The organism is Sphaerospermopsis torques-reginae ITEP-024, from assembly GCF_019598945.1.
GTDB lineage: Bacteria > Cyanobacteriota > Cyanobacteriia > Cyanobacteriales > Nostocaceae > Sphaerospermopsis.
Genome location: NZ_CP080598.1, coordinates 698,452 through 718,613, shown reverse-complemented (window position 1 = coordinate 718,613; position 20,162 = coordinate 698,452). Strand labels below are relative to the sequence as shown.

General features: G+C 36.9%; 18 protein-coding genes. 5 read left to right on the top strand and 13 right to left on the bottom strand.

Annotated elements, in window-relative coordinates:
• Nucleotides 1-469 precede the first annotated feature (469 nt).
• Both K2F26_RS03355 and K2F26_RS03350 read left to right on the top strand, forming a co-directional pair.
• Complete coding sequence (locus K2F26_RS03355) at nucleotides 470-3,583, top strand: HsdM family class I SAM-dependent methyltransferase (RefSeq protein WP_220610346.1); 3,114 nt, start codon at nucleotides 470-472, stop codon at nucleotides 3,581-3,583.
• Entirely contained in the window at nucleotides 3,583-4,218 is a 636-nt protein-coding gene (locus K2F26_RS03350; RefSeq protein ID WP_220610345.1) for a hypothetical protein, read from the top strand. The genes K2F26_RS03355 and K2F26_RS03350 overlap by 1 nt, the downstream gene beginning before the upstream one ends.
• Before the next feature lie 260 nt (nucleotides 4,219-4,478).
• On the opposite strand, the gene K2F26_RS03345 is transcribed toward K2F26_RS03350, so the two are convergent.
• Nucleotides 4,479-5,786 carry an aminopeptidase P N-terminal domain-containing protein gene (locus K2F26_RS03345; RefSeq protein WP_220610344.1) on the bottom strand — a complete coding sequence of 436 codons (1,308 nt, stop codon included), beginning with the start codon at nucleotides 5,784-5,786 and terminating at the stop codon, nucleotides 4,479-4,481.
• 379 nt (nucleotides 5,787-6,165) lie between these two features.
• Here K2F26_RS03345 and K2F26_RS03340 point away from each other — a divergent pair, with 379 nt between their 5' ends.
• Nucleotides 6,166-7,422: an FG-GAP repeat domain-containing protein gene (locus K2F26_RS03340; RefSeq protein WP_220610343.1), complete on the top strand. Its 1,257-nt coding sequence runs from the start codon at nucleotides 6,166-6,168 to the stop codon at nucleotides 7,420-7,422.
• Nucleotides 7,423-7,626: 204 nt separating this feature from the next.
• Here the strand turns inward: K2F26_RS03340 and K2F26_RS03335 are convergent, their stop codons facing one another.
• From K2F26_RS03335 to prfB, 8 genes are all read right to left on the bottom strand, one after another.
• Complete coding sequence (locus K2F26_RS03335) at nucleotides 7,627-8,079, bottom strand: hypothetical protein (protein ID WP_220610342.1); 453 nt, start codon at nucleotides 8,077-8,079, stop codon at nucleotides 7,627-7,629.
• Between the two features lie 43 nt (nucleotides 8,080-8,122).
• A complete protein-coding gene (locus K2F26_RS03330) occupies nucleotides 8,123-8,977 on the bottom strand; it encodes a pentapeptide repeat-containing protein (RefSeq protein ID WP_220610341.1) in 855 nt (284 codons plus the stop codon).
• 145 nt (nucleotides 8,978-9,122) lie between these two features.
• Nucleotides 9,123-9,890 carry an MBL fold metallo-hydrolase gene (locus K2F26_RS03325; RefSeq protein ID WP_220610340.1) on the bottom strand — a complete coding sequence of 256 codons (768 nt, stop codon included), beginning with the start codon at nucleotides 9,888-9,890 and terminating at the stop codon, nucleotides 9,123-9,125.
• Nucleotides 9,891-9,893: 3 nt separating this feature from the next.
• Nucleotides 9,894-10,493 carry an anthranilate synthase component II gene (locus K2F26_RS03320; RefSeq protein ID WP_096571595.1) on the bottom strand — a complete coding sequence of 200 codons (600 nt, stop codon included), beginning with the start codon at nucleotides 10,491-10,493 and terminating at the stop codon, nucleotides 9,894-9,896.
• Between the two features lie 117 nt (nucleotides 10,494-10,610).
• Nucleotides 10,611-11,066, bottom strand: a complete 456-nt coding sequence (locus K2F26_RS03315) for a diacylglycerol kinase family protein (RefSeq protein WP_220610339.1) — start codon at nucleotides 11,064-11,066, stop codon at nucleotides 10,611-10,613.
• Nucleotides 11,067-11,322: 256 nt separating this feature from the next.
• Entirely contained in the window at nucleotides 11,323-11,853 is a 531-nt protein-coding gene (gene ybeY / locus K2F26_RS03310) for an rRNA maturation RNase YbeY (RefSeq protein WP_246605510.1), read from the bottom strand.
• A 13-nt stretch (nucleotides 11,854-11,866) separates the two neighbouring features.
• On the bottom strand, nucleotides 11,867-12,022 hold the full coding sequence (locus K2F26_RS03305; RefSeq protein ID WP_096572817.1) for a DUF3285 domain-containing protein: 156 nt from the start codon (nucleotides 12,020-12,022) through the stop codon (nucleotides 11,867-11,869).
• Between the two features lie 138 nt (nucleotides 12,023-12,160).
• Nucleotides 12,161-13,280, bottom strand: a protein-coding gene (gene prfB / locus K2F26_RS03300; RefSeq protein WP_220610338.1) for a peptide chain release factor 2 whose coding sequence is annotated in 2 segments (ribosomal slippage) — nucleotides 12,161-13,207 and nucleotides 13,209-13,280 — 1,119 coding nt in all. Because the reading frame shifts where the segments join, the coding sequence is not laid out codon by codon here.
• Nucleotides 13,281-13,881: 601 nt separating this feature from the next.
• On the opposite strand from prfB, the gene K2F26_RS03295 reads away from it, so the two are divergent.
• Nucleotides 13,882-14,211 carry a DMT family transporter gene (locus K2F26_RS03295; protein ID WP_194059736.1) on the top strand — a complete coding sequence of 110 codons (330 nt, stop codon included), beginning with the start codon at nucleotides 13,882-13,884 and terminating at the stop codon, nucleotides 14,209-14,211.
• Between the two features lie 114 nt (nucleotides 14,212-14,325).
• Here the strand turns inward: K2F26_RS03295 and K2F26_RS03290 are convergent, their stop codons facing one another.
• From K2F26_RS03290 to K2F26_RS03275, 4 genes are all read right to left on the bottom strand, one after another.
• Entirely contained in the window at nucleotides 14,326-16,272 is a 1,947-nt protein-coding gene (locus K2F26_RS03290) for an FAD-dependent oxidoreductase (RefSeq protein WP_220610337.1), read from the bottom strand.
• A gap of 40 nt (nucleotides 16,273-16,312) precedes the next feature.
• The gene (locus tag K2F26_RS03285) at nucleotides 16,313-16,471 is read right to left on the bottom strand and encodes a hypothetical protein (RefSeq protein ID WP_220610336.1); all 159 of its coding nucleotides are present in this window, start codon (nucleotides 16,469-16,471) and stop codon (nucleotides 16,313-16,315) included.
• Between the two features lie 564 nt (nucleotides 16,472-17,035).
• A complete protein-coding gene (locus K2F26_RS03280) occupies nucleotides 17,036-18,145 on the bottom strand; it encodes a response regulator (RefSeq protein ID WP_246605509.1) in 1,110 nt (369 codons plus the stop codon).
• A 730-nt stretch (nucleotides 18,146-18,875) separates the two neighbouring features.
• Complete coding sequence (locus K2F26_RS03275; RefSeq protein WP_220610335.1) at nucleotides 18,876-19,106, bottom strand: hypothetical protein; 231 nt, start codon at nucleotides 19,104-19,106, stop codon at nucleotides 18,876-18,878.
• Nucleotides 19,107-19,419: 313 nt separating this feature from the next.
• Here K2F26_RS03275 and K2F26_RS03270 point away from each other — a divergent pair, with 313 nt between their 5' ends.
• Complete coding sequence (locus K2F26_RS03270) at nucleotides 19,420-19,968, top strand: hypothetical protein (RefSeq protein ID WP_220610334.1); 549 nt, start codon at nucleotides 19,420-19,422, stop codon at nucleotides 19,966-19,968.
• The last annotated feature ends 194 nt before the right edge of the window (nucleotides 19,969-20,162 follow it).

Here is a 20,162-nt window from a genome sequence, read left to right as displayed (position 1 = left end):
CAATCTTCTCAACTAGAAAAACAAAAATCCGCAAATAGAAATTTGACATTGACAAGTTATATATCCACTTCAACAAATTAATGTTTTTTTTAAACTATTATTATTATCAGGATTTATGCTTCTGTTACAGATATCTCTAACTTAGATTTGGAATGTTAATTGAAGTAATTCGTAGGATATGGGAAATAGCAAAGTTTAGGTTAATAATATTTAAGTGTATTAAATGTATTTAAGACTACATCAAAAATGCGATCGCTTTTTTTCAGCATTTATTCTATAGTAATTATTGTAGTACAACCGACCTATAAAACTTGATTAACCACAATGAAATGCTTCTTTGTAAATTTTCTGTACATAAAAAGTGAGTGAATAGAGATGGCGATTATAAAATAGTAGCCTTACTCCTAAATTAATTGGAGGTATTTAACGAAAAATCTTAGGTTTCCTGAGTAGGAAGAGAGACAACATTATGAATAAGTCAATTATTGTAGATTGGAGAGAACAACTTGGACTTAGTGAGAGAAGACCACCAGAATTCTTTCATAGTCTTGAAGCAATCAACACAGGTAATAAATCTCTTCCACAGGCACACGCTATGCGTAGGGCTTGGAAAGATTTAGAACTAGATGGTATTTTATGTGTCAACAATGCACCCTATATCTATTTTAAAGAAGTATCTGGTATAGATTATGCCCAGATGCGTGAACTGCATCGCCATATTTGGAATCAGGGTATTGCCCCATTACTTGTAGTGGTTAGTCCAACTGAAATTCAAGTTTATTCTGGTCTTGCGCTTCCTGCTAAAGATGAACAAAAAATTTCTCAACAAAATCGGCTTGTTCAAATATTAAATCGGGTAGCTGATGAAATTGAACTCAGACAATTTATCAGAGCAGTAGAACTAGGTGAGTTATTTAGGGAAAAGCCAAAATCTTTTAAACCAGATTTGCGAGTTGACCGCTATCTACTCAAAAATCTTGCGGATGCACGTCGTAGTTTATTGGCAGAAGAACCTGTTCAAACTCTAGATATCAGGACTGTCAATGCTCTGCTATGGCGCACAATATTTACTTGTTATCTGGTTGATAGAAAAATTATTGACTGTTCTTATTTTCACAAAATAGGCGCAACAGATTGTCACAGACTAATTGACCTTTTAGAAAGAAACGAACCTAATGAAGCAAAGCGTTTGTTATATGCTTTATTTCAACAACTTAAATCCGATTTTAATGGTGACTTATTCGATGTGGATCTTCAGGCGGAAAATCAGTTGATTAAATATGGGCATATCAATATATTAAAACAGTTTCTTCGCGGTGATGACTTAAGTAGTGATCAACTTTCACTGGGATTTTGGGTTTATGATTTTAGCGTTATTCCTATTGAAACTATAAGTAGTATTTATGAACACTTTTTGGAAACCCAGGAAAAGCGAGAAAGTGGCATATACTATACACCAAGATTTTTAGCTGAGATAGTTCTTGATACCGCATTAGATGGATGGACTTCCTTATTAGAAAAACGTTTTCTTGACCCAGCTTGTGGTTCAGGTATCTTCCTGGTAGCGATTTTTAATAGATTAGCGGAAGAATGGCGGATCAAGCACAGAAATATTAGTAATGATAATGAAGAACTTGCACCAGCCCTAATTAATATTCTCCAACAAAATATTTTTGGCATAGATGCAGATTCTAGTGAAACTGCTTGTCGTATTGCAGCCTTTAGTTTGTATCTTGCATTTTTAGATCAGCTTGATCCTAGAGATATTCAAAGACTTCAAAAAAAAGGTAATGCACTGCCAAAATTAGTAGGTCATAACCTTATTTGCAAAGATTTTTTTGCTCAAGACTTGCCCATTTCTGCAAATGAATTTGACTTGATAGTAGGTAATCCCCCCTGGGCAAAAGTAACCGGAAAAAAAAGTCTTATGGAGCAGTGGTGTCAAAAAGAAAAGCATACAATTGCTCAAAGACAGTTAGCTTCTGGATTTGTGTGGAAAGCTCCCCAGCACTTACGGGATGAAGGACGTATTTGTTTTTTACTGCCAGCAGGAGTTTTATTTAACCACCAAGATAAAGCATTAGAATTTCAAAATGAGTGGTTATCAACATATACAATTGAGCAGGTAATTAATCTATCTGACATGAGATTTTATCTGTTTGATGGTGCTGATCGTCCTACAATTATTGTCAGGTATCGGAAAGAAAAACCTGATAGAAAATTGGGAAGTATTGAATACATAACTCCTAAAACAGAATTGGAGACTATTAGGGCTGAAATTCTCTCTATTTCACCAGATGATCAAAAGAAAGTTAGACTTAGAGAAGTATTATATGACCTTAATAATCAAGAAGCTGCGCTAGTTTGGAAACACTCTTTTTGGGGAACACCCAGAGACAGGAAGTTTCTAGAAAGATTATCTGATCTACCACGACTAGATGATTTAGTAGATACATTGGAAGACCTACGATATAAAGAGAGAACGAAGCGGTGGTTAATGGGTCGAGGGTTTCAACCAAATGGAAAAATATTATCACCTTGGACTCCAGAAAAATGGTTTTTAGATGGAAGAAATAAGGATATTGATTTAATTGTTTTTGAAACTGATTGTACTCACATTGGCAATCGGTTTAAAAAGCTTTTTAGACTGCCAAACCAAGATGTATTTACTCATCCGCATATTATCGTAAGTAAAAGCTTAAAAGTAGCATTTGCTGACTTTGATGTTGTTTTCCAAGATGCACTTAGAGGTATTCATGGTAAACCAGAAGATACTGAAATTATGATTTTCTTAACTGTTGCTCTCAACTCTGTTTTGGCTAAATATTTCTTATTTCATACAGCATCTACTTGGGGAATCGAACGAGGTGATGTACGTGGGGCAGAACTGCTAAGATTCCCATTTCCATTACCTGAAATGACTCAAAATACTGCAAACGCAAAAGAAATTGTTAAGCAAGTTGTAGAAAAAATTGGACATCTAAAAAACCAGATTAGTCACAACTTTTTATTAAATCGTCAGGAGATGATACAAAATGAGAAAAACGAATTAATTAAATATATTTATGAATATTATGATATTGATGAGTATGAACAAATATTAATAGACGACACTATCAATATCTCAATACCGAGTATTCAGCCAAATCGGGGGACTAGGCTTATTCCTACATTGCTTAGGAGCGAACCTCAAGAACGCAAAGAATATTTAAAACTTTTGTGTGATGTACTTAATACTTGGGCGCGTAAGAGTCAGTATACTATAATTGGCAACATAATAGTTTCTACTAAGATGGGTGCAGCAATAATTGTTTTAGACAGAAAAATTAAGGTAGAGCAAAACTGGGTAGATATTGAACAAGATTCTACACAGGAGTTAGATGAAATTCTCCAGCGAATTATTCGCCTTTTACCAAATCAACAAGGAAGCATGAGTTTTTTGCGAAATCTCAAAGTTTTCGACCAAGAAAAACTGTATATTTTTAAACCGTTGACTCGTCGCTTCTGGACTAAGACTTCTGCTTTGAACGATGCAGACGAAATCGCCTCAGCAATCCTTACTAGCAAGTATGAGGAAAGCTGATGGCAATAATTGGCAATAGTAATCTTTGGGCAGATACTTTTCCTGATGATCTTATTCCAGATATTCTGGACTTGGTATTGTCTGCATGGGAAGTTTTTAGGAAACCTAAAATTGATGACCATGAAGTACCAATAACTAAGCGTTTTAGAGCTACATTAAGACAGCAAAGGGATTTGGTAAGATTACCTGTAAGGATTGACCGCGAAATCCCAGAGGATGACTCAGAAGGCAACGAAAAAGGACGTATTGATCTGGTTTTTACATCAGTTCAAAGAATAAGCGAAGATGTTTATTTTTCATTTGAATGTAAACGACTTAATATAGTTTCAAATAATGGAAAACGCGAATCTCTAGCTAAAGATTATGTAGTAGATGGAATGATGAGATATATCACATCACAGTATGCTTCTGGTCTTCTCTCTGGAGGAATGATTGGTTACATTATGAATAGTGATTCAAAAACTGCCATCAAAGCAGTAGATAAAGCAATATATACTCGATGTAAAGAACTGCGAATTAGTCCGCCAAAGGGCTTATGTGAATCTTCTATTAGAGAAAACCACGCGCAAATTAAAGAGACGAAACATATACTACCTCGCCAGTTTGTCATCCATCATCTATTTCTTCCACTATGAATGAATTAATAATTTACTAAAAAGGTTGAGATTAGAGATAAAAGATTTCAAAATTGCAGATATTCACCTCTGTAAATTTAGTATAAATTTTACTTGATTAAATAAGTACCCAAGCAAAATTAATTTAACATATTGAGTGAAAACAAAAGTGTCTGTATCTGTCTATATATCTATAAACCAAATCCCCGACTTCTTTTTTCATCTCCTCAATAAATTTCCAAATTAATATCAGAAGTCGGGGATCTAAAAGGGGATCTATATCATCTTTCTACATCCTTAATTTCCTTCGCAACTCCCGCAGTTAAAACCTCATTTCCAGTAGCAGTAACCAACACATCATCCTCAATTCTAATCCCAATTCCCACCCAACGCGGATCTATTGCTGGTTGATCTTCTGCGGGTGTTGTATCCGGTACTATATATAATCCCGGTTCTATGGTTAAAACCTGTCCCGGTTGTAAAATTTGCGGGTTTTCTCCATGTTGATAAATTCCCACATCATGCACATCCAAACCTAACCAATGACTCGTTCTGTGCATATAAAATGGTTTATATTTTTCCTCTTCTATTAATTTATCAATCTCCCCTTTTAATAAACCCAATTCCACTAAACCTTCTGTTAATATCCGCACCGCTTTTTTATGGGGTGCATCAAAAGCATTTCCCGGTTTAACTTCTTGGATCGCTTGTTTTTGTGCTTCTAATACTATTTCATATAACGCTTTTTGTTCTCCTGTAAATTTTCCACCTACGGGAAATGTTCTGGTAATATCTGAATTGTAATAACCGTAAGCACAACCAGCATCAATTAATAACAATTCGTTTTCTTGCATCTGACAATTATTTTCTATGTAATGCAGAACGCAAGCATTTCTTCCCGCAGCAACAATGGAAGGATAAGCAGGACCCATCCCACCCCGTAACCGGAAAATATGTTCTATTTCTGCTTGTATTTCATATTCATATCTTCCCGGTGCGGTGACTTTTAAAGCGTGGTTGTGTGCTTCCACTGCAATATCCGCCGCTTGACGCATTAAGTCTAGTTCGGTTTTACTTTTATGTAATCTCAAACTATGTAAAACTGTGCTGGTATCTTCTATCCCTGTGGGTCCCATTCCCCGTTTGGGATAGGTACGCAGTAAAGTTTGATAATGTTTAAGAATTTTGTTGTTAAAATTACCATCCCTTCCAATATGATAATAAATCCGATCTGCTTTTTCTAAATATTGCGGTAACTTCTCATCTAACTCTGCAATAGGGTAAGCTGCATCTGCACCATAAATTTCCTTTGCAGCATCCACCCCGCAACGATAACCACTCCAAACTTCCTTTTCTTTATCTTTGGGTTGCACAAACAAAATAAACTGATGTTCTTCGTGATGGGGTGCTAACACTGCTACCGCTTGCGCTTCGTTAAAACCAGTTAAGTAATAAAAATCACTATCTTGTCTGTAAACATACTCGACATCATTGTGCATGACTGCTGTGGGTGCGCTGTGAAAAATCGCTGTTCCTTGCCCAATTTTCGCCATTACCTGTTCACGACGTTGCCGATATTCTGATTTCATAGCCGATTTACCTTCAAAGATATAGTGTTGTTTTTAACTTTAGCAAAGTTACTCAATGATGTTTGTAATTGCTAATCTCAATTATTTTAGCCAATTTTGAATTACTCAGATCCCCGACTTCTTCACCGGGGATCTAAAGGTATTGTCAACAAAACAGGATTTGATGGTTAAATTCTGACATTGATCAACAAAAAATAAAAGTTTTTTTGATTGCTCATGGATAACTTTTAATTTTTCATAATTCATCATTTTCAATATTTCTAAAATATCTATAAACAATAACAATTGTCAGTTATTTTTTTAGTAAATGTTTGTTATTTACAGAATCTTTATTTTCCATAAATTAAAACTTTATATTAATTACTCATAAAAACAGACCATGCCTAGTAAATCAGGATTAGATTTAAATACAACAAGTTGGGCGGTAGAATCTCGCCAAACATCACAAGATTTGACAAGCCCTCTTGATATCTCACTGCCCGGTGGTGGTAGTTCTGCACCTTCACCAGCAGATTCATTATTGCCCCAAATGCCAAGTGATTTACCTACAAATAATCTACCCACATTACCACCTTTAAGTGCTAACCCAAATCCCAATCCTTATTTAACCAGTGCCGCCATTGTTCCAGATTTCAATGGTGATGGAAAAACTGATAAAATGTGGGTGAATGTCCAAACAGGTGAAATTTTAGTGCGCCTGATGAATGGTACAACAGTTATTGAACAGGCTTCTTTAGGTACTTATGACCTATCAACCTGGAGTTATAAAACAGCAGATTTCAACAGCGATAATAAGACAGATTTCTTATTACGCAATGAACAAACTGGTGAAAATGTAGTTGTATTAATGGATGGAACAAGAGTTGCTAGTTTCCTGACATTAGATAGAGTTGATCCAGGTTGGAAAGCAGAAATTGGCGATTTTAATGGCGATCGCAAAACCGATATTTTCTGGCGTAACAACACCACCGGTCAAAATGCTATTTGGCAAATGGACGGAACAACTGTAGTTAGTGCGACTGTTTTAGATCCCACAGATGTCTCTTTAACTGCAACTATCGTTGACTTTGATGGTAACGGTAGAAGCGATATTTTCTGGCGCAACACCACCACCGGCGAAAACAGTGCTTGGTTTATGGATGGTAGCACCCCTACCAAGTATGATTTACAGGCACAAGATGTCTCTTGGGGTTATACTCTTGGAGATTTTAACGGCGACTTAAAGACAGATATTTTGTGGCGCAACACTGCAACCGGTGAGAATAAGATTTGGACAATGAACGGTATTTTTGTTACCGAAGGTGTTGTTAACACTCTTGGCGAAGGTTGGACTGCTAAAATTGGTGATTTCAACGCCGATGGTAAAACCGATATCTTCTGGCATAATGCCACAACCGGCGAAAACACAGCTTGGTTAATGGATGGTACCAGCATCAGTTCTGAAGCCTTCTTACCCAGCAACACCCCTGGTTACACCGCATCTCTTGGTGATTTCAATGGCGATGGTAAGACTGATGTTTACTGGAGAGATCAACAAACAGGTGCAGATAAAATCTGGACTATGGATGGAACAATCGCTACTGAAACACCTATTGCTGATGCAGATAAGCTGACTCCAGAATGGTATACAGCTTAAATAGGTGATTGGTGATTGGTGATTGGGAAGAATAAACTCTTGCCTTTTACCTCTTGTCTTCTTACTGTCACCTGTCACCTGTCACCTGTCACCTTTACCAAGATTTACAGAATTATTTGCAACTAAAAATTAGCGATCGCACTTTTGATTTAATCTGACTAAATCTCAAAAAAAGGCGATCGCTTTTTTCCTTTACTGCTGATTCTACACTTCAATAATGGGATTAGAATTTAAAAAATTCTCCACCAGCATAAATCTTCTTCTTCGACAGGTTCTTTTACACTCATTTCTTTTTTGCTCATTATTGTCAAATTGGCGATCACAAGCTCCTTCACATCTTTTTTGTTCAGCAGAACTAGATCCAAACAATTGCAAGGCTTCCAAAAAACGACCAACTCTAGGTATTGCACTCATAATTGGTTGTGCTTCAGCATCATTATGATTACCTGTTATCTCAAATTCTTTATCTACTACATTATCTCCATTATCCATCAAACTAAATCTTATTTCTTGAGCTTCCAAAGATAGATTAATCAACTGCATCAGCTTGATTTTCTCGTCATATTCAAAACTCTCCCAGTCCTCAATTAAAAATTTCCGCACCATATTATCCTCCAAGTATTGACGTTTGTTATCCTGTGAAATAATATACATCATCAAATATTCAGACTCATAGTAAATGTATAAAAAATTTACTTACCTATTTCACATCAGATAATCCCAATTCTTTCCTTAATGGAGGATCATAATTAGCTAACTTATAGTTTTTTGCTTTTTGAATCTGAGTTACTTTTAAACCTTTTACTCCTGTTAAATCGGCACCTTCCAAATCAGCACCCTCTAAAATAGTACCTTCCAAATTTGCCCCAAACATCCTACTATTTTTCAAGTTAGCATTTATGAGATTTGCTTGATATAAATTAGTGTTAAATAAAATCGCACCTTGCAGATTAGCTTGGTCTAGTGTAGCTTGACTAAAATCTGCACCATCTAACATAGCTTTAGGTAAATCAATTTCACTCAAAGTTGCTTTTTTTAAATTAATATGAGTTAGATAAACTTGAGGATTTTGCTTATTTAAATCTTGTAATGCCTCAATTCTGCCCAAGTTACCAGGTTTATTTTCACTAGCTCGAATCACACCCCAAGCTTCATAATTAGCTCGTCTTTGTTGCGCGTTCTTTTGTTCTTCCCGTTCTCCACACTCGGTAACATATAATATTAAAGCTACCAAAATAGACAACTTACTCAGATGCTCTAAAACCGGAAATATATCCAGTTCACTTAAACAATGATTTAACTTTTCTAATAATAATTCTGTCCGCCAAAATGTAGCACTAAAAAAACGCTGCATACCTCTAGTTTCATGTTGTTGACGACAATAATCTTTAAACATTTGTCGAAAGCTATCTACAGGTAAATTACAGCTTTTTGCAGCTTCTAATAATTCATATTCTTGACGAATAGGATCTTTCATTTGTTCCAGTTTAGCAAAAGAATCATAAACTCTTTTTAAATTTTCCGGTAATGAATCATTATTCTGAGAATCCGTCATGATGCACCTGATAATTTATGAATTGCCTAAGTATGCAGAGTATTTTATATTCATCATATATCATATATAGGTAAAATTTTTAATGATTTGGGGCGTTACATTTTATTAACGCACCCTACTTTATGAGTTTGACTGCTGAGTTTAACTAAAACTTATAACTCAAAACTTGAATTTCTGTATTTTCCTTTAAATTCCCAGAAGCAATATTCACCGTATCCCCATTACTGCGGCGTACATTTACACCACTCATCAAAGTCAAAAAATCATCTACAGGTGTAATGTCACAACTATTAGGATCAGCGGCTTGAGTACGATAATGGGTAGGAATCACCAACTTAGGATTTAACACCCCCACAGCTTGTTTTGCTTCTTGGGCATTATAAGCTTTAGCACTACCACCCACGGGAACTAAAGCTACATCAGGACGACCCATGAGGATTTTTTGTTCAAGAGAAATAGGTGCAGCCGCACCCCCCAAATGTAAAAAATTCACTCCCCCTTGAGTCCATTTCCAAACAGTATTTTTACCAAATTGTCTGCCACCTTTGCGATCATGATCTATAGAAATTCCTTGAAACTTCAAACCTTTAAATTCATAAACACCTGGTTGATAAATTAGTTTAGGATTTCCTGGTAGTCCTTCCACAAAACCCTCATCTAACAATTGACTGCTAATCATTACCAAATCCGCTACAACTTTGGGGGGACGATAACCAGCAGTACAACCAACTGTCCGAAAAGGATTAACGAGAATTTTTACACCCCCACCAGTAAACAAAAAGCAAGTGTGACCCAACCATTGCACAGATACACCACTAGATTGGGCATTAACTGGCAGGTGAGAACTGAAATTAGTAACTAAAGCAGTTGCTAAACCAGCACCAGCATAACCCAATAATTCTCGTCGTTTCATGAATCACTCTCTTACCTGTAATTGTTCCAGAAAATTTCTGAGTAACTGCTTACCCGCAGCAGTTAAAACACTCTCTGGATGAAATTGGACTCCCTGAATGTGAGGATAGTTCCGGTGCTGTACTCCCATAATTGTCCCATCTTCCACCCAAGCGGTGATTTCTAATACTTCCGGGCAAGTCTCACGGTCAATCACCAAACTATGATATCTGGTAGCAGTAATGGGATTTTCTAATCCTTGGAAAACCCCTACTCCCTTATGAGACACTAAGGAAGTTTTACCGTGCATCAATTCTGGTGCGGAAACAATTTTACCACCGAATACTTGACCAATACTTTGATGTCCTAAACAAACACCTAAAATTGGTAAACTAGAACCCAGTTTTACAATTACATCTAAAGAAATTCCTGCATCTTCTGGACGACCAGGACCTGGGGAAATTACCACTGCATCTGGTTTTAAAGCCTTGATTTCCTCTACAGTGATTTTATCATTACGAAAAACTTTTAAATCAGCAGCAACTGGGAAATCTACGGCTAGTTCTCCCAAATATTGTACTAAATTATATGTAAAACTATCGTAATTATCAATAACTATAATCACAATTTGTACCTAAGAAACGGGGATTGGTGATTGGGGAAGAGGTGATTGGGAATTGGTAAAAATCAATTACGTTAATAATATTAGGACATGGCGGATTTACAAACATCCTTTAAATCGTTAAATAGCAGTCATGATTAAAGCTAATAAAGGGGGAAGTAAAAGTATAGCGGCTACTAGCAAAGCTACAAAAGCAGATACCAGCACAGCCCCTGCCGCGCAATCCTTAGCGATTTTAGCTAGATCATGGTAAGTTTGCTTAACAGTTAAGTCTACCAAAGATTCAATCGCTGTATTCACTAATTCCAAAGTCAACACCAAACCGCTAGTAATAGCAATTATGGCTATTTCTACAGGTTTTAGGTGCAAAAAAAGACTCAATGCGATCGCAAAAGAGCCAACAGCTATATGAATCCGAAAATTGCGTTGAGTTTGAAAGCTGTAAGCAATGCCAGCCCAAGCATACTTAAAACTCACAAATAAATTAGAGGCTATTTGCCAGGAAAACTCCCGTTCTTTAGACACAAGGGTTGGTAAGCGGTTTGGTGTTGGTGATGGGGAAACTTGTTGGGACATATACTGGAGAATACAAATCTGATCAGGTGGTAATCTTGATTAATTTTACGGGTATAATCAAAGTTTGAGGCAATTGTAAGGAATTTGTGACAATCATTTTGTAATCATCGCCACCCAATGTCAATATCTTCTGGTCGTTCCCAAGAAGCGTGAGGTACAAAGTTTTTTCGTTTTAGGGAACAGGGAACAGGGAACAGGGAACAGGGAATAAATTGGTGTGTACTTCATTAGACTGGAAACGCTATATATACATCTGCTATTTTAAGGTAACTGTAATACCTACCTCATCTAGTAAAATTACTTGTTTTTTTAACATTTCCATCAAACTTTCGTCATCAGGATGATCCCAGCCTAAAAGATGCAATAACCCATGAGCAGTTAACCAAGCTAACTCTGTGGTTAAACTATGTTCCTGTTGTTTAGCTTGACGGGCTGCCGTATCTATAGATACAATGATATCGCCCAAGTACAAAGGTTGAGCAGCCAGCATTTCCTCGGTTTGGGGGAAGTTGTTTTCTAAGGCGGCAAAGGCTAAAACATCTGTGGGTTTATCTTGTTGACGATATTGGGCGTTTAATTCTTGAATTTCGGCATCATTTGTCAAACGTAGCCCGATTTCATAACTTGAAGCCTGTGGAAGTTCAGGAGTGAGTATTTCCAGCCATTTTTGAAACCAGCTTTCCCAGATGTTTTCCGCTACAACTGGGGAAGACTCTTGGTAACAGTTTTCTATAAATATTTCAAGTATAGGGGGTTCAAGTTTAGGGGGTTCAAATTGAGAAAGCACGCAATCACCTTTGTTAGCGAGTGAGGTAAGCAAGACCAACTAAGACAGCTAACAATCCTACAGCAGTTAGTCCAAAATGTTTCAGGGATGTGCCACCTTTTCTTACCATGTTTCGCATGGCTAGTTTGACGTAGCTGGGTTTGGGTTCGTTTGCAGGAGTATTGCTCATGATTTTTTGATTAATCTGTCTACATATAACTTTACATCATTTGAGCATTGGGCATGGGGCATGGGGCATTGGGTTATTCATCCTCCCAGTCACCAATCACCAATCACCAGTCACCAATCACCAATCACCAATCACCAATTACCCATTACGGTCTACTAATTGATTTTCTTGCCGCAGATAGGCTTGGATGAAAGCATCAAGTTCACCATTCATTACGTCAGTAATGGCGGTTGTTTCCGTATTTGTACGTAAATCTTTGACCATTTGGTAAGGATGAAAGACATAGTTACGGATTTGGTTGCCCCAGGAAGCTTCCACCATATCACCGCGAATTTCGGCGATTTCTTGGGCGCGTTGTTCTTGGGCAATGACTAATAATTTCGCTTTGAGACGGGCTAGGGCTTTTTCTTTGTTTTGCAGTTGAGAACGTTCTTCTGTACAACGCACCGCTAAACCTGTGGGGATGTGAACTATCCGCACTGCTGTTTCTACTTTGTTGACGTTTTGCCCACCTTTACCACCTGATCTAGATGTGGTGATTTCTAAATCTTTCTCTGGTATTTCCAATTTTACAGAGTTATCTATTTGTGGCATGACTTCCACTCCGGCAAAACTGGTTTGTCGTTTACCGTTGGCGTTAAAGGGGGAAATTCTGACTAAACGATGAGTTCCGGTTTCCGAACGTAAGTAACCATAGGCATAACGACCTGTAATTTCTAGGGTAGCTGATTTGATGCCGGCTTCGTCGCCTTCTGATTCTTCGGCTAATGTGACTTTGTAACCGTGGTCTTCTGCCCAACGGGTATACATACGCATGAGCATAAACGCCCAGTCTTGGGCATCTGTGCCACCTGCACCAGCGTTAATGGTTAAAACCGCACCTTGAGAGTCATACGGACCCGATAGTAATTGTTGGAGTTCCCACTGGTCAAGGTCACGATTTAATTTAGTAACGGTGGTTTCTGCTTCTTGTAGTAGTGCTTCGTCCGTTTCTAGTTCTAATAGTTCAATGACTGCTTTTGTATCTTCTAGATTTGCTTGCCATTGATAATATTGATCTAAGTGAGATTTAAGATCGTTGAGTTCTTGTAATGTTTGTTGTGCCTGGTTTTGGTCGTCCCAAAATTCTGGCTGGGCGGATATTTGTTCTAGGTCTTGAATTTTGGCTTTGAGTGCAGGTACGTCAAAGATAGTCCTGGGTTTTACCCAGGCGGCTAGACAACGTTTCGATTTCGCGTTTCAGTTCTAGGATTTCCATAGTTGAATCAAGTTTTGGGCGAATAGAAGGCGCAATAATATGGCTACGCTTACCGTACAGTATACGCTACTACACAAACAAAGTCCACCAGAGTGGAGTGCTAATTTGAGCGATCGCTGTTGATATTTTTGATTTTAGCTGTAGTTGGAGAATTTTTTGGAAAACCGCTGGTGTTAATTACCGAATCCACAGTTACCAACAAATTAAATATACAGCAGGAGTCAGGAGTCAGGAGTCAGGAGTCAGGAGTCAGGAGTAAAACTAGCTTAGTGTATAGGTTTCAATTTAGATTCTGTACCTAATGGATCTGCAATCTGCTGTAAGTTTTTCACACGATGTTACATTTTACTACGTATTTTACGCTGTCATACGTTCGCCTAAACTGGTCTATGAGCCAATTGTCATCACAGACAAATCTAGTCAGTTGTCTCAAAAGATTATAGTTTATTTGCAGGGTTTACCGCAGCGATGGCAGATTTTTTATCATAGTAGGTGACAGTTGACAGGTGACAGGTGACAGAGTTGAAAGTAAAGTATTTTATAGAAATTTGGGTTTTTTCTAGAGATAATTGAAAAACCCTAATTTTGAATTTTGCACTGTATGTTAATAAGTTGGTTTTACCTGATTATAGCAATTCTGTTTGAAGTTTCTGGTACAATCTGCATGAAACTTTCTCAAGAATTTACTAAATTATTTCCTTCAGTTTTCATTTTTGTATTCTATGGACTTTGTTTAACTTTTTTGACTCTTTCTCTCAGAAAACTGGAAGTGAGTATTGTTTATGCAGTATGGGCGGGTTTGGGTACTGTTTTAATTAGTATTATTGGTATTGTTTGGTTTCGTGAATCTTTTACGCTGATGAAATTTGTATCCATAGTATTAATAATTGTGGGTGTGATCAGTTTAAATTTAAGTGAATATGGCAGGTGATAGGTGATCCAATTTTGGATTTTGGATTTTGGATTTTGGATTGTTTTTGTCATATCCAATCTAAAATCTAAAATCTAAAATCTAAAATTATCCTGACTCCTGACTCCTCCTATATTAAATTTGCAACATTCCCTCTGGGTTAACTGTTAAAAGTGTTCGTCGCTGCAAACCTTCACGGTGTAAAATTTCATTAGAAGCTAATAAACCACTACTCACTGCGCGTTCCATTAAACCACAAGGAAAAGGCATTTTTACCCAATCACCTGCAAAAAATAAATTAGTTAAAGTTGTGGTAGTTTCTGGCCGTTCTGCATAACTATTAGGTGGATATCCAGAAAAGTTATGTTGATTAACTAATTCTCGATGTAGTAATGTTGCTTGTTTTAACTCAGGTACAATATCATAAAGTTCATCTTCAAAAGTTTTTAACAAAGCTTCTTGGTTAGGAAATTCTTGTTCTTTGTAACAGTAAGCGTGTAATTCTACTACACTTCCCCCGGTTTTTTTTGCCCATTCAATAAATTGGGTTTGAATGCGATGATAAAGGGTAATACTGTCAGTTAATTTGTAACCAGATAAAGATGTAAAATTGCTATGTTCCCAATTAAAATCTTGATCAAACCAGAAACGACAAACAGCAAAAGGATCAGCAATACTTAATTTTTCAATTTGCGATCGCACTTGTTTCACGTTTTTATCTACATCCCCAGTCATACGTTTAAATAATTGTTGTACTCCGGGAACATCCGTAGCTAAAACATAATAATCAGCGTTAATAATTTCTGGTGATGATGACTCTGGATTAACTGCTAAAAGTTGTAAATTATCATCTTCTTTTTGTACTACTTTAAATTTAGCTAAATCTCTTTTTGCTGGTCCTTTAACCACTTTTCCATCTGCTGTAAATACAGCACCATGACAAGGACAGTGAAATTGTCCATCCTCTGCCATTTTCACTGTGCAACCTTGATGGGTACAAGTTAAAGAAATTGCTTCTTGATTGTCTTTTTTGACAGCATAAACTTCATCAGCAGCACCAAAATATTCTATTTTTTCATCCTTCACAACTGAGTTACGTTGCACCCAAAAAGGCACTGTATTATTATTGTCACCAGCAAAATATTTAACTGCGGATATCTTACCTTCATTAGCCACAATTTCACTCACATTTACATCTGTAATAATCGTGCCATTTTGCAAAATTGCCTCAGCAATAGGTTGGACTAAACTTGTCCCCATATCATCTTTTGTCCCATTAAAAGCTAATCCTTCGGGATTACCAAAAAAGTAAAAATGGAAAAACTGCATTAATTCCCCAACACTCATTAAATCTGGTGCATTTAAACTAGATTTAGCAAAAGGAAGAAAATACAAATCATATAAACCTTGGGGAAATTCACTCTTTACCCAATCAGCAACAGATATATGATCAAAACGCTGATAATTTTTATCTCTTTGAAAACCTGTAATTGCTTGAAACACTTGTAAATGCTTAATATTGGTAAGATTTATTCCCCATTGTAAGCGATTAGGAGAAGCAATAGCTAAGTCGATAATATTCCAAGGAAAAGCAGAATGACTAGGACGAAATACCTCTGGTTGATATGGAGAATTGTGGTAAACTACAGAATAATAATTTAAGGATTGAAAATTATCTTTTATCCCCAGTTCAGAAACTACACTATTTAAGTTATAATACTGTGGAAAGAAACCATGAAATCCATGTTCCATTCTAAAAGTTTCACCCGCAGCTTCTATTTCCCAACTGGCAATTTTCCCCCCCAGTTGCGGAGATTTTTCTAGCAATGTGACAGTAAAACCCCGTTGCACTAATTGATATGCACAAGCTAAACCAGCTAAACCCCCACCAATGACAGCAACAGTTTTGTTAGTATTTAATATCTTGGGTAAATCCAGATTATCTTGCTGAAAAACTGACGGTTGTGGTTTACTAAAACGAGAGTAACCTGTAACTCCCACTATCGTACCCACACCAAATAATTTTAGCAGTGTACGCCGAGAAATGGTAGATGATTCTGGTAAATTAAATAGTTGGCTCATTGGTGACACAATTAAATTCTCAGTTCAATTTTCCCGATGTCTAAAAGCGTAAATTACAGCTATTTTCAGGTAAATAAACCACATTTTGATTTAGGTTTCGCGTCAACAATGTAGGGGCGAAGTATTCGGATGATAGTCTTAGGTAAAAACCGATAATTAATTGTCCGAATGCTTCGCCCTTACTGTGGTCTAAAGACATGAAAACTTCTGTAAACGCCATCAATGTGAAAATTACAAGATTATTTGATAGTGTAATATATGATCTATTAATTGGCTACTCTGTATAGATCACAGGGTAGACTTAGTATAATATAGATTTTAGTTAAATTTGCAATACCTTGGTCAAATTACGAGGGACAAGTACCTTGAAGAGGATGTTTGAAAAGTCGGAGAGGTAGTAAAAAGGCTCTTTTAGTCTAATATATAAGCAAGTATTACACAGCACGCCTGTTACCCTCTAAAATCTAAATGCTATTATTAACACATATATATTATAGCCATTCCCAAGAAGCGTGAGGTACAAAGTTTTTTCGTTTTAGGGAACAGGGAACAGTGAATAAATTGCTGTGTAATTGATTAGACTGGGAAACGCTATATTGAGATCTAGCCTTTTACCGCTAGTTATACTTAAAATTATTGCAGCTTTTCAGTTGCCACCTCATAAAAGCTTGCACTTTTTGAAAGTCAAAATAGCTAAAACCCTTTACCTGTAAAGTTTTCAGATTTATTCAGCAAGCCCTAGATATTTCCCTATATTTACCCCCTAATCTTTCACCTCACGCACAGTCATCAAAAAGCCATCACCTAACTTAACAGCTATCAAGTCATAACATTTCTTTTGCATATTGGTTTCCAAACAAAAATATTGTTCGAGTCGTGATCCTGTTTCTACTACCTGCACTAACTTTTCAAAAAATCCGGGAATGAGTTGATTTAAGAATTTCTTTTGCATGAAATTATTAGTCAATTCTTCTCGTTTTTTACCCAAGATTTTCGCATAGACAGGATTAACTAATAAATAGCGAAAGTCTTCGATTTCTCCAGTTACCATATCCCTCACAGCTTGCATAGCAGCAATTCCATCTCTGGCACTATTCAATAAACTGGCAATAAGGGCGCGAGATTGATAGAGAATTTCTGCGGTTTGTTGATGTTTCTCAATTTCTTGGCGTAGCTGGCGTTTTTGCTGTTGCAAAGTCAGATGAGTTTGAATGCGGGCAATAATTTCTTCAGTTTGAAATGGTTTGGTAATATAATCAACTCCCCCAACTTCAAAGGCTTTGACTTTATCAAAAACTTCGTTTAATGCACTGAGGAAAATAATCGGAATATCTGAAGTGTCTTCCTCAGCTTTCAGAATAGAGCAGACTTTATAGCCATCAATATCTGGCATTTTTATATCAAGTAAAATGATATCTGGGGGGTTGTTGCGGACGGTTCTTAATGCCATGTTACCGTTGGTGACACTGCTAACTTTATACCCCTGTTTAGTTAAAATATCGGATAAAAAATGCAGATTTTCGATGAGGTCATCAACAATTAAAATATTGCCTTTGGGGTCTTGAGTTTGATAGATGTCGTTTGCGACGATGTTGATAAAAGATTGAGTATAGGCGGCGTTTCGTTGTAAAAGTAAATGGCGAAAGTTACTTTTGTTGACTTTTTCTCCCATTAAGTCGGAAAGGCGTTTCCATAATAATGAGGCTAAATCTTTAATATGCCCCACACTTATGTATAAACTATCCGCAATAGCATTGTAGGTTTCATTTTCCCAAGCAGCTTTGAGGATTCTTTTCTCTGGGAAGGTTAGTTTTTTACCTGTTTTGGATTCTAGGGTTGAGTCTACCCATTGGATTGCTTCTTCAAGATTCATCAGTAGTTAAATATCATTTTTTAGGGTTTTTGATCATGCTATTTTGTAGTTTATTTTACAGATAGAGTGGCAATTAGCGATCGCAGCTACCTCTAGAAGTCTTCAAAAAATATTCAAACAATTAATCAATCAAAGTGAAAAAATTTAACAAGTTTCAGATCAAAAGCCGGATCATTTATTAATTGAGGATTCAGAGGATGTTTGAAAAGTATCAGAATTCATGGATATCCCCCCAACCCACCTTACAAAGGGGGGCTAAATTCCTCAAAGTCCCCCTTAAAAAGGGGGATTTAGGGGGATCTGCGGGTGTCAAATCCCACACGAAAAAGTTTTCAAACAACCTCTCAGATTTAAGAAATATTTCTGAAAATTATCTCAAAATTATCTAAAAATTAACCGCAAATTGAATATGTGTGATATGAAGCCTTTGTTGTAGGCACAATTCATGAATTGTCCCTACAGCTTGTCCCTACAGCTTTTTCACCAAGTGAAATGTCTAAGAGGGTGTTTGAAAAGTTTTGGATCGTGATTTTAGGCACTTCATGATAGCGAAGCGTGGCGTAGCCATTCCCCCCTAACCCCCATTAAAAAGGGGGGAACTAGAGTCAACGTCCCCCTTTTCAAGGGGGATTTAGCGGAATCTATAAATATTTTATACACCATCAGCGACTTTTAAAACATCCTCTAAATAATTTTTATGGTGACAGTGTAAGGGACTATAACAAAAACCTTAACTTACAGACACCAACTCAGGAGTTGTGGATTCTGGAATATTTGATTCTGGAATAGAAGATTCAGCTTTTCCTTCTGGAACTTCTACATTCAAAACAGCAGTAGGGGCACTAGTCAAAAACTGAATTGCTGCTGCAACTTCCCGATAAGGGCAATTTTGTAAGTAGCTGATCAATGCGTCTCTTTGTCTTTCTGTAATTAGATAAACAGTTTGTTGAACCTTGCTCATTTTCTGACTCACTCTTTAAAGTTGGAGATAATCTTGTATAAAATCACATTTGTGATATACGAATGATTGGATCTTCAAATTAAGATACCAGATACCGGAGTTTTAGATTCTGTAATCCCAGGCTAAGTACGAATACAGTTGCACGTTGGTAGTTTTATTTCTTAAATTCTATGTTTAAAGTAAACGAAATATTGACATTTTTGATTGATCCGACCTAAAGATCCGACTTTTCCGACTAGACAGCATCCTATAAAGAATAGTATATTATAAATTGTTATAAAACCTTCAAATTCAAAACGAAGAGGGTGCTTGTATGAAGAAGATCATAGGTCTGATTTCTGCTGCCATATTAACTGCTCCTGTATTATTTGCGCCTGTAGCTAAAGCCGACCAAGAACTGAACCTTGACTTTACAGGTCTTGCTCAGTCCAACTGTCAGTTTACAAACATCGAATCTGGTCTAATGGTTGCTAAAGGCAGAGACCTGGGTACTATAGATAGCGCCACTAGTGCAACTTTAGGTACTGTTGCTGGAGCGACTGCGGCACCAGCGGAATTTACTGTTTCATGCAACGCAAATACTGCATTTTTCGTGGATACTCCTGTAGGTGCTGCTTCCAATCCTGCATTCACCGCAGTTAGTGCAAAGTCAGTTTTAGATGGTGGTGCAACCCAAGTAGAGGCTTACACAGCATCACCAGCTAGTGGCTCTGTGACAAGCGATGGATTCTTACCCGTAGCAGCTTCAACTGTTGCAACTCCAAATGTAGATATGACAGTTGACATGAACATTCAGTCTACTAATGGTATTCCAGTAGGTATCTACAAATATACAGTTTTAGTGACTGCGGTTCCTCAATAGACATCTCCGAAAATTCTGGTAGGGACAATTCATGAATTGTCACTAGAACGGGTTTCAGGTTATGGACATTTGATGAGAGTCTGCTGAAAGAGCTTGTCCTAAGTTGACAATTTCATAGACAAAACTATACTTATATTGACAAAAATCAATATATTTTCCGGAAAAAATCAACTACTTGATATATAATACGGTGA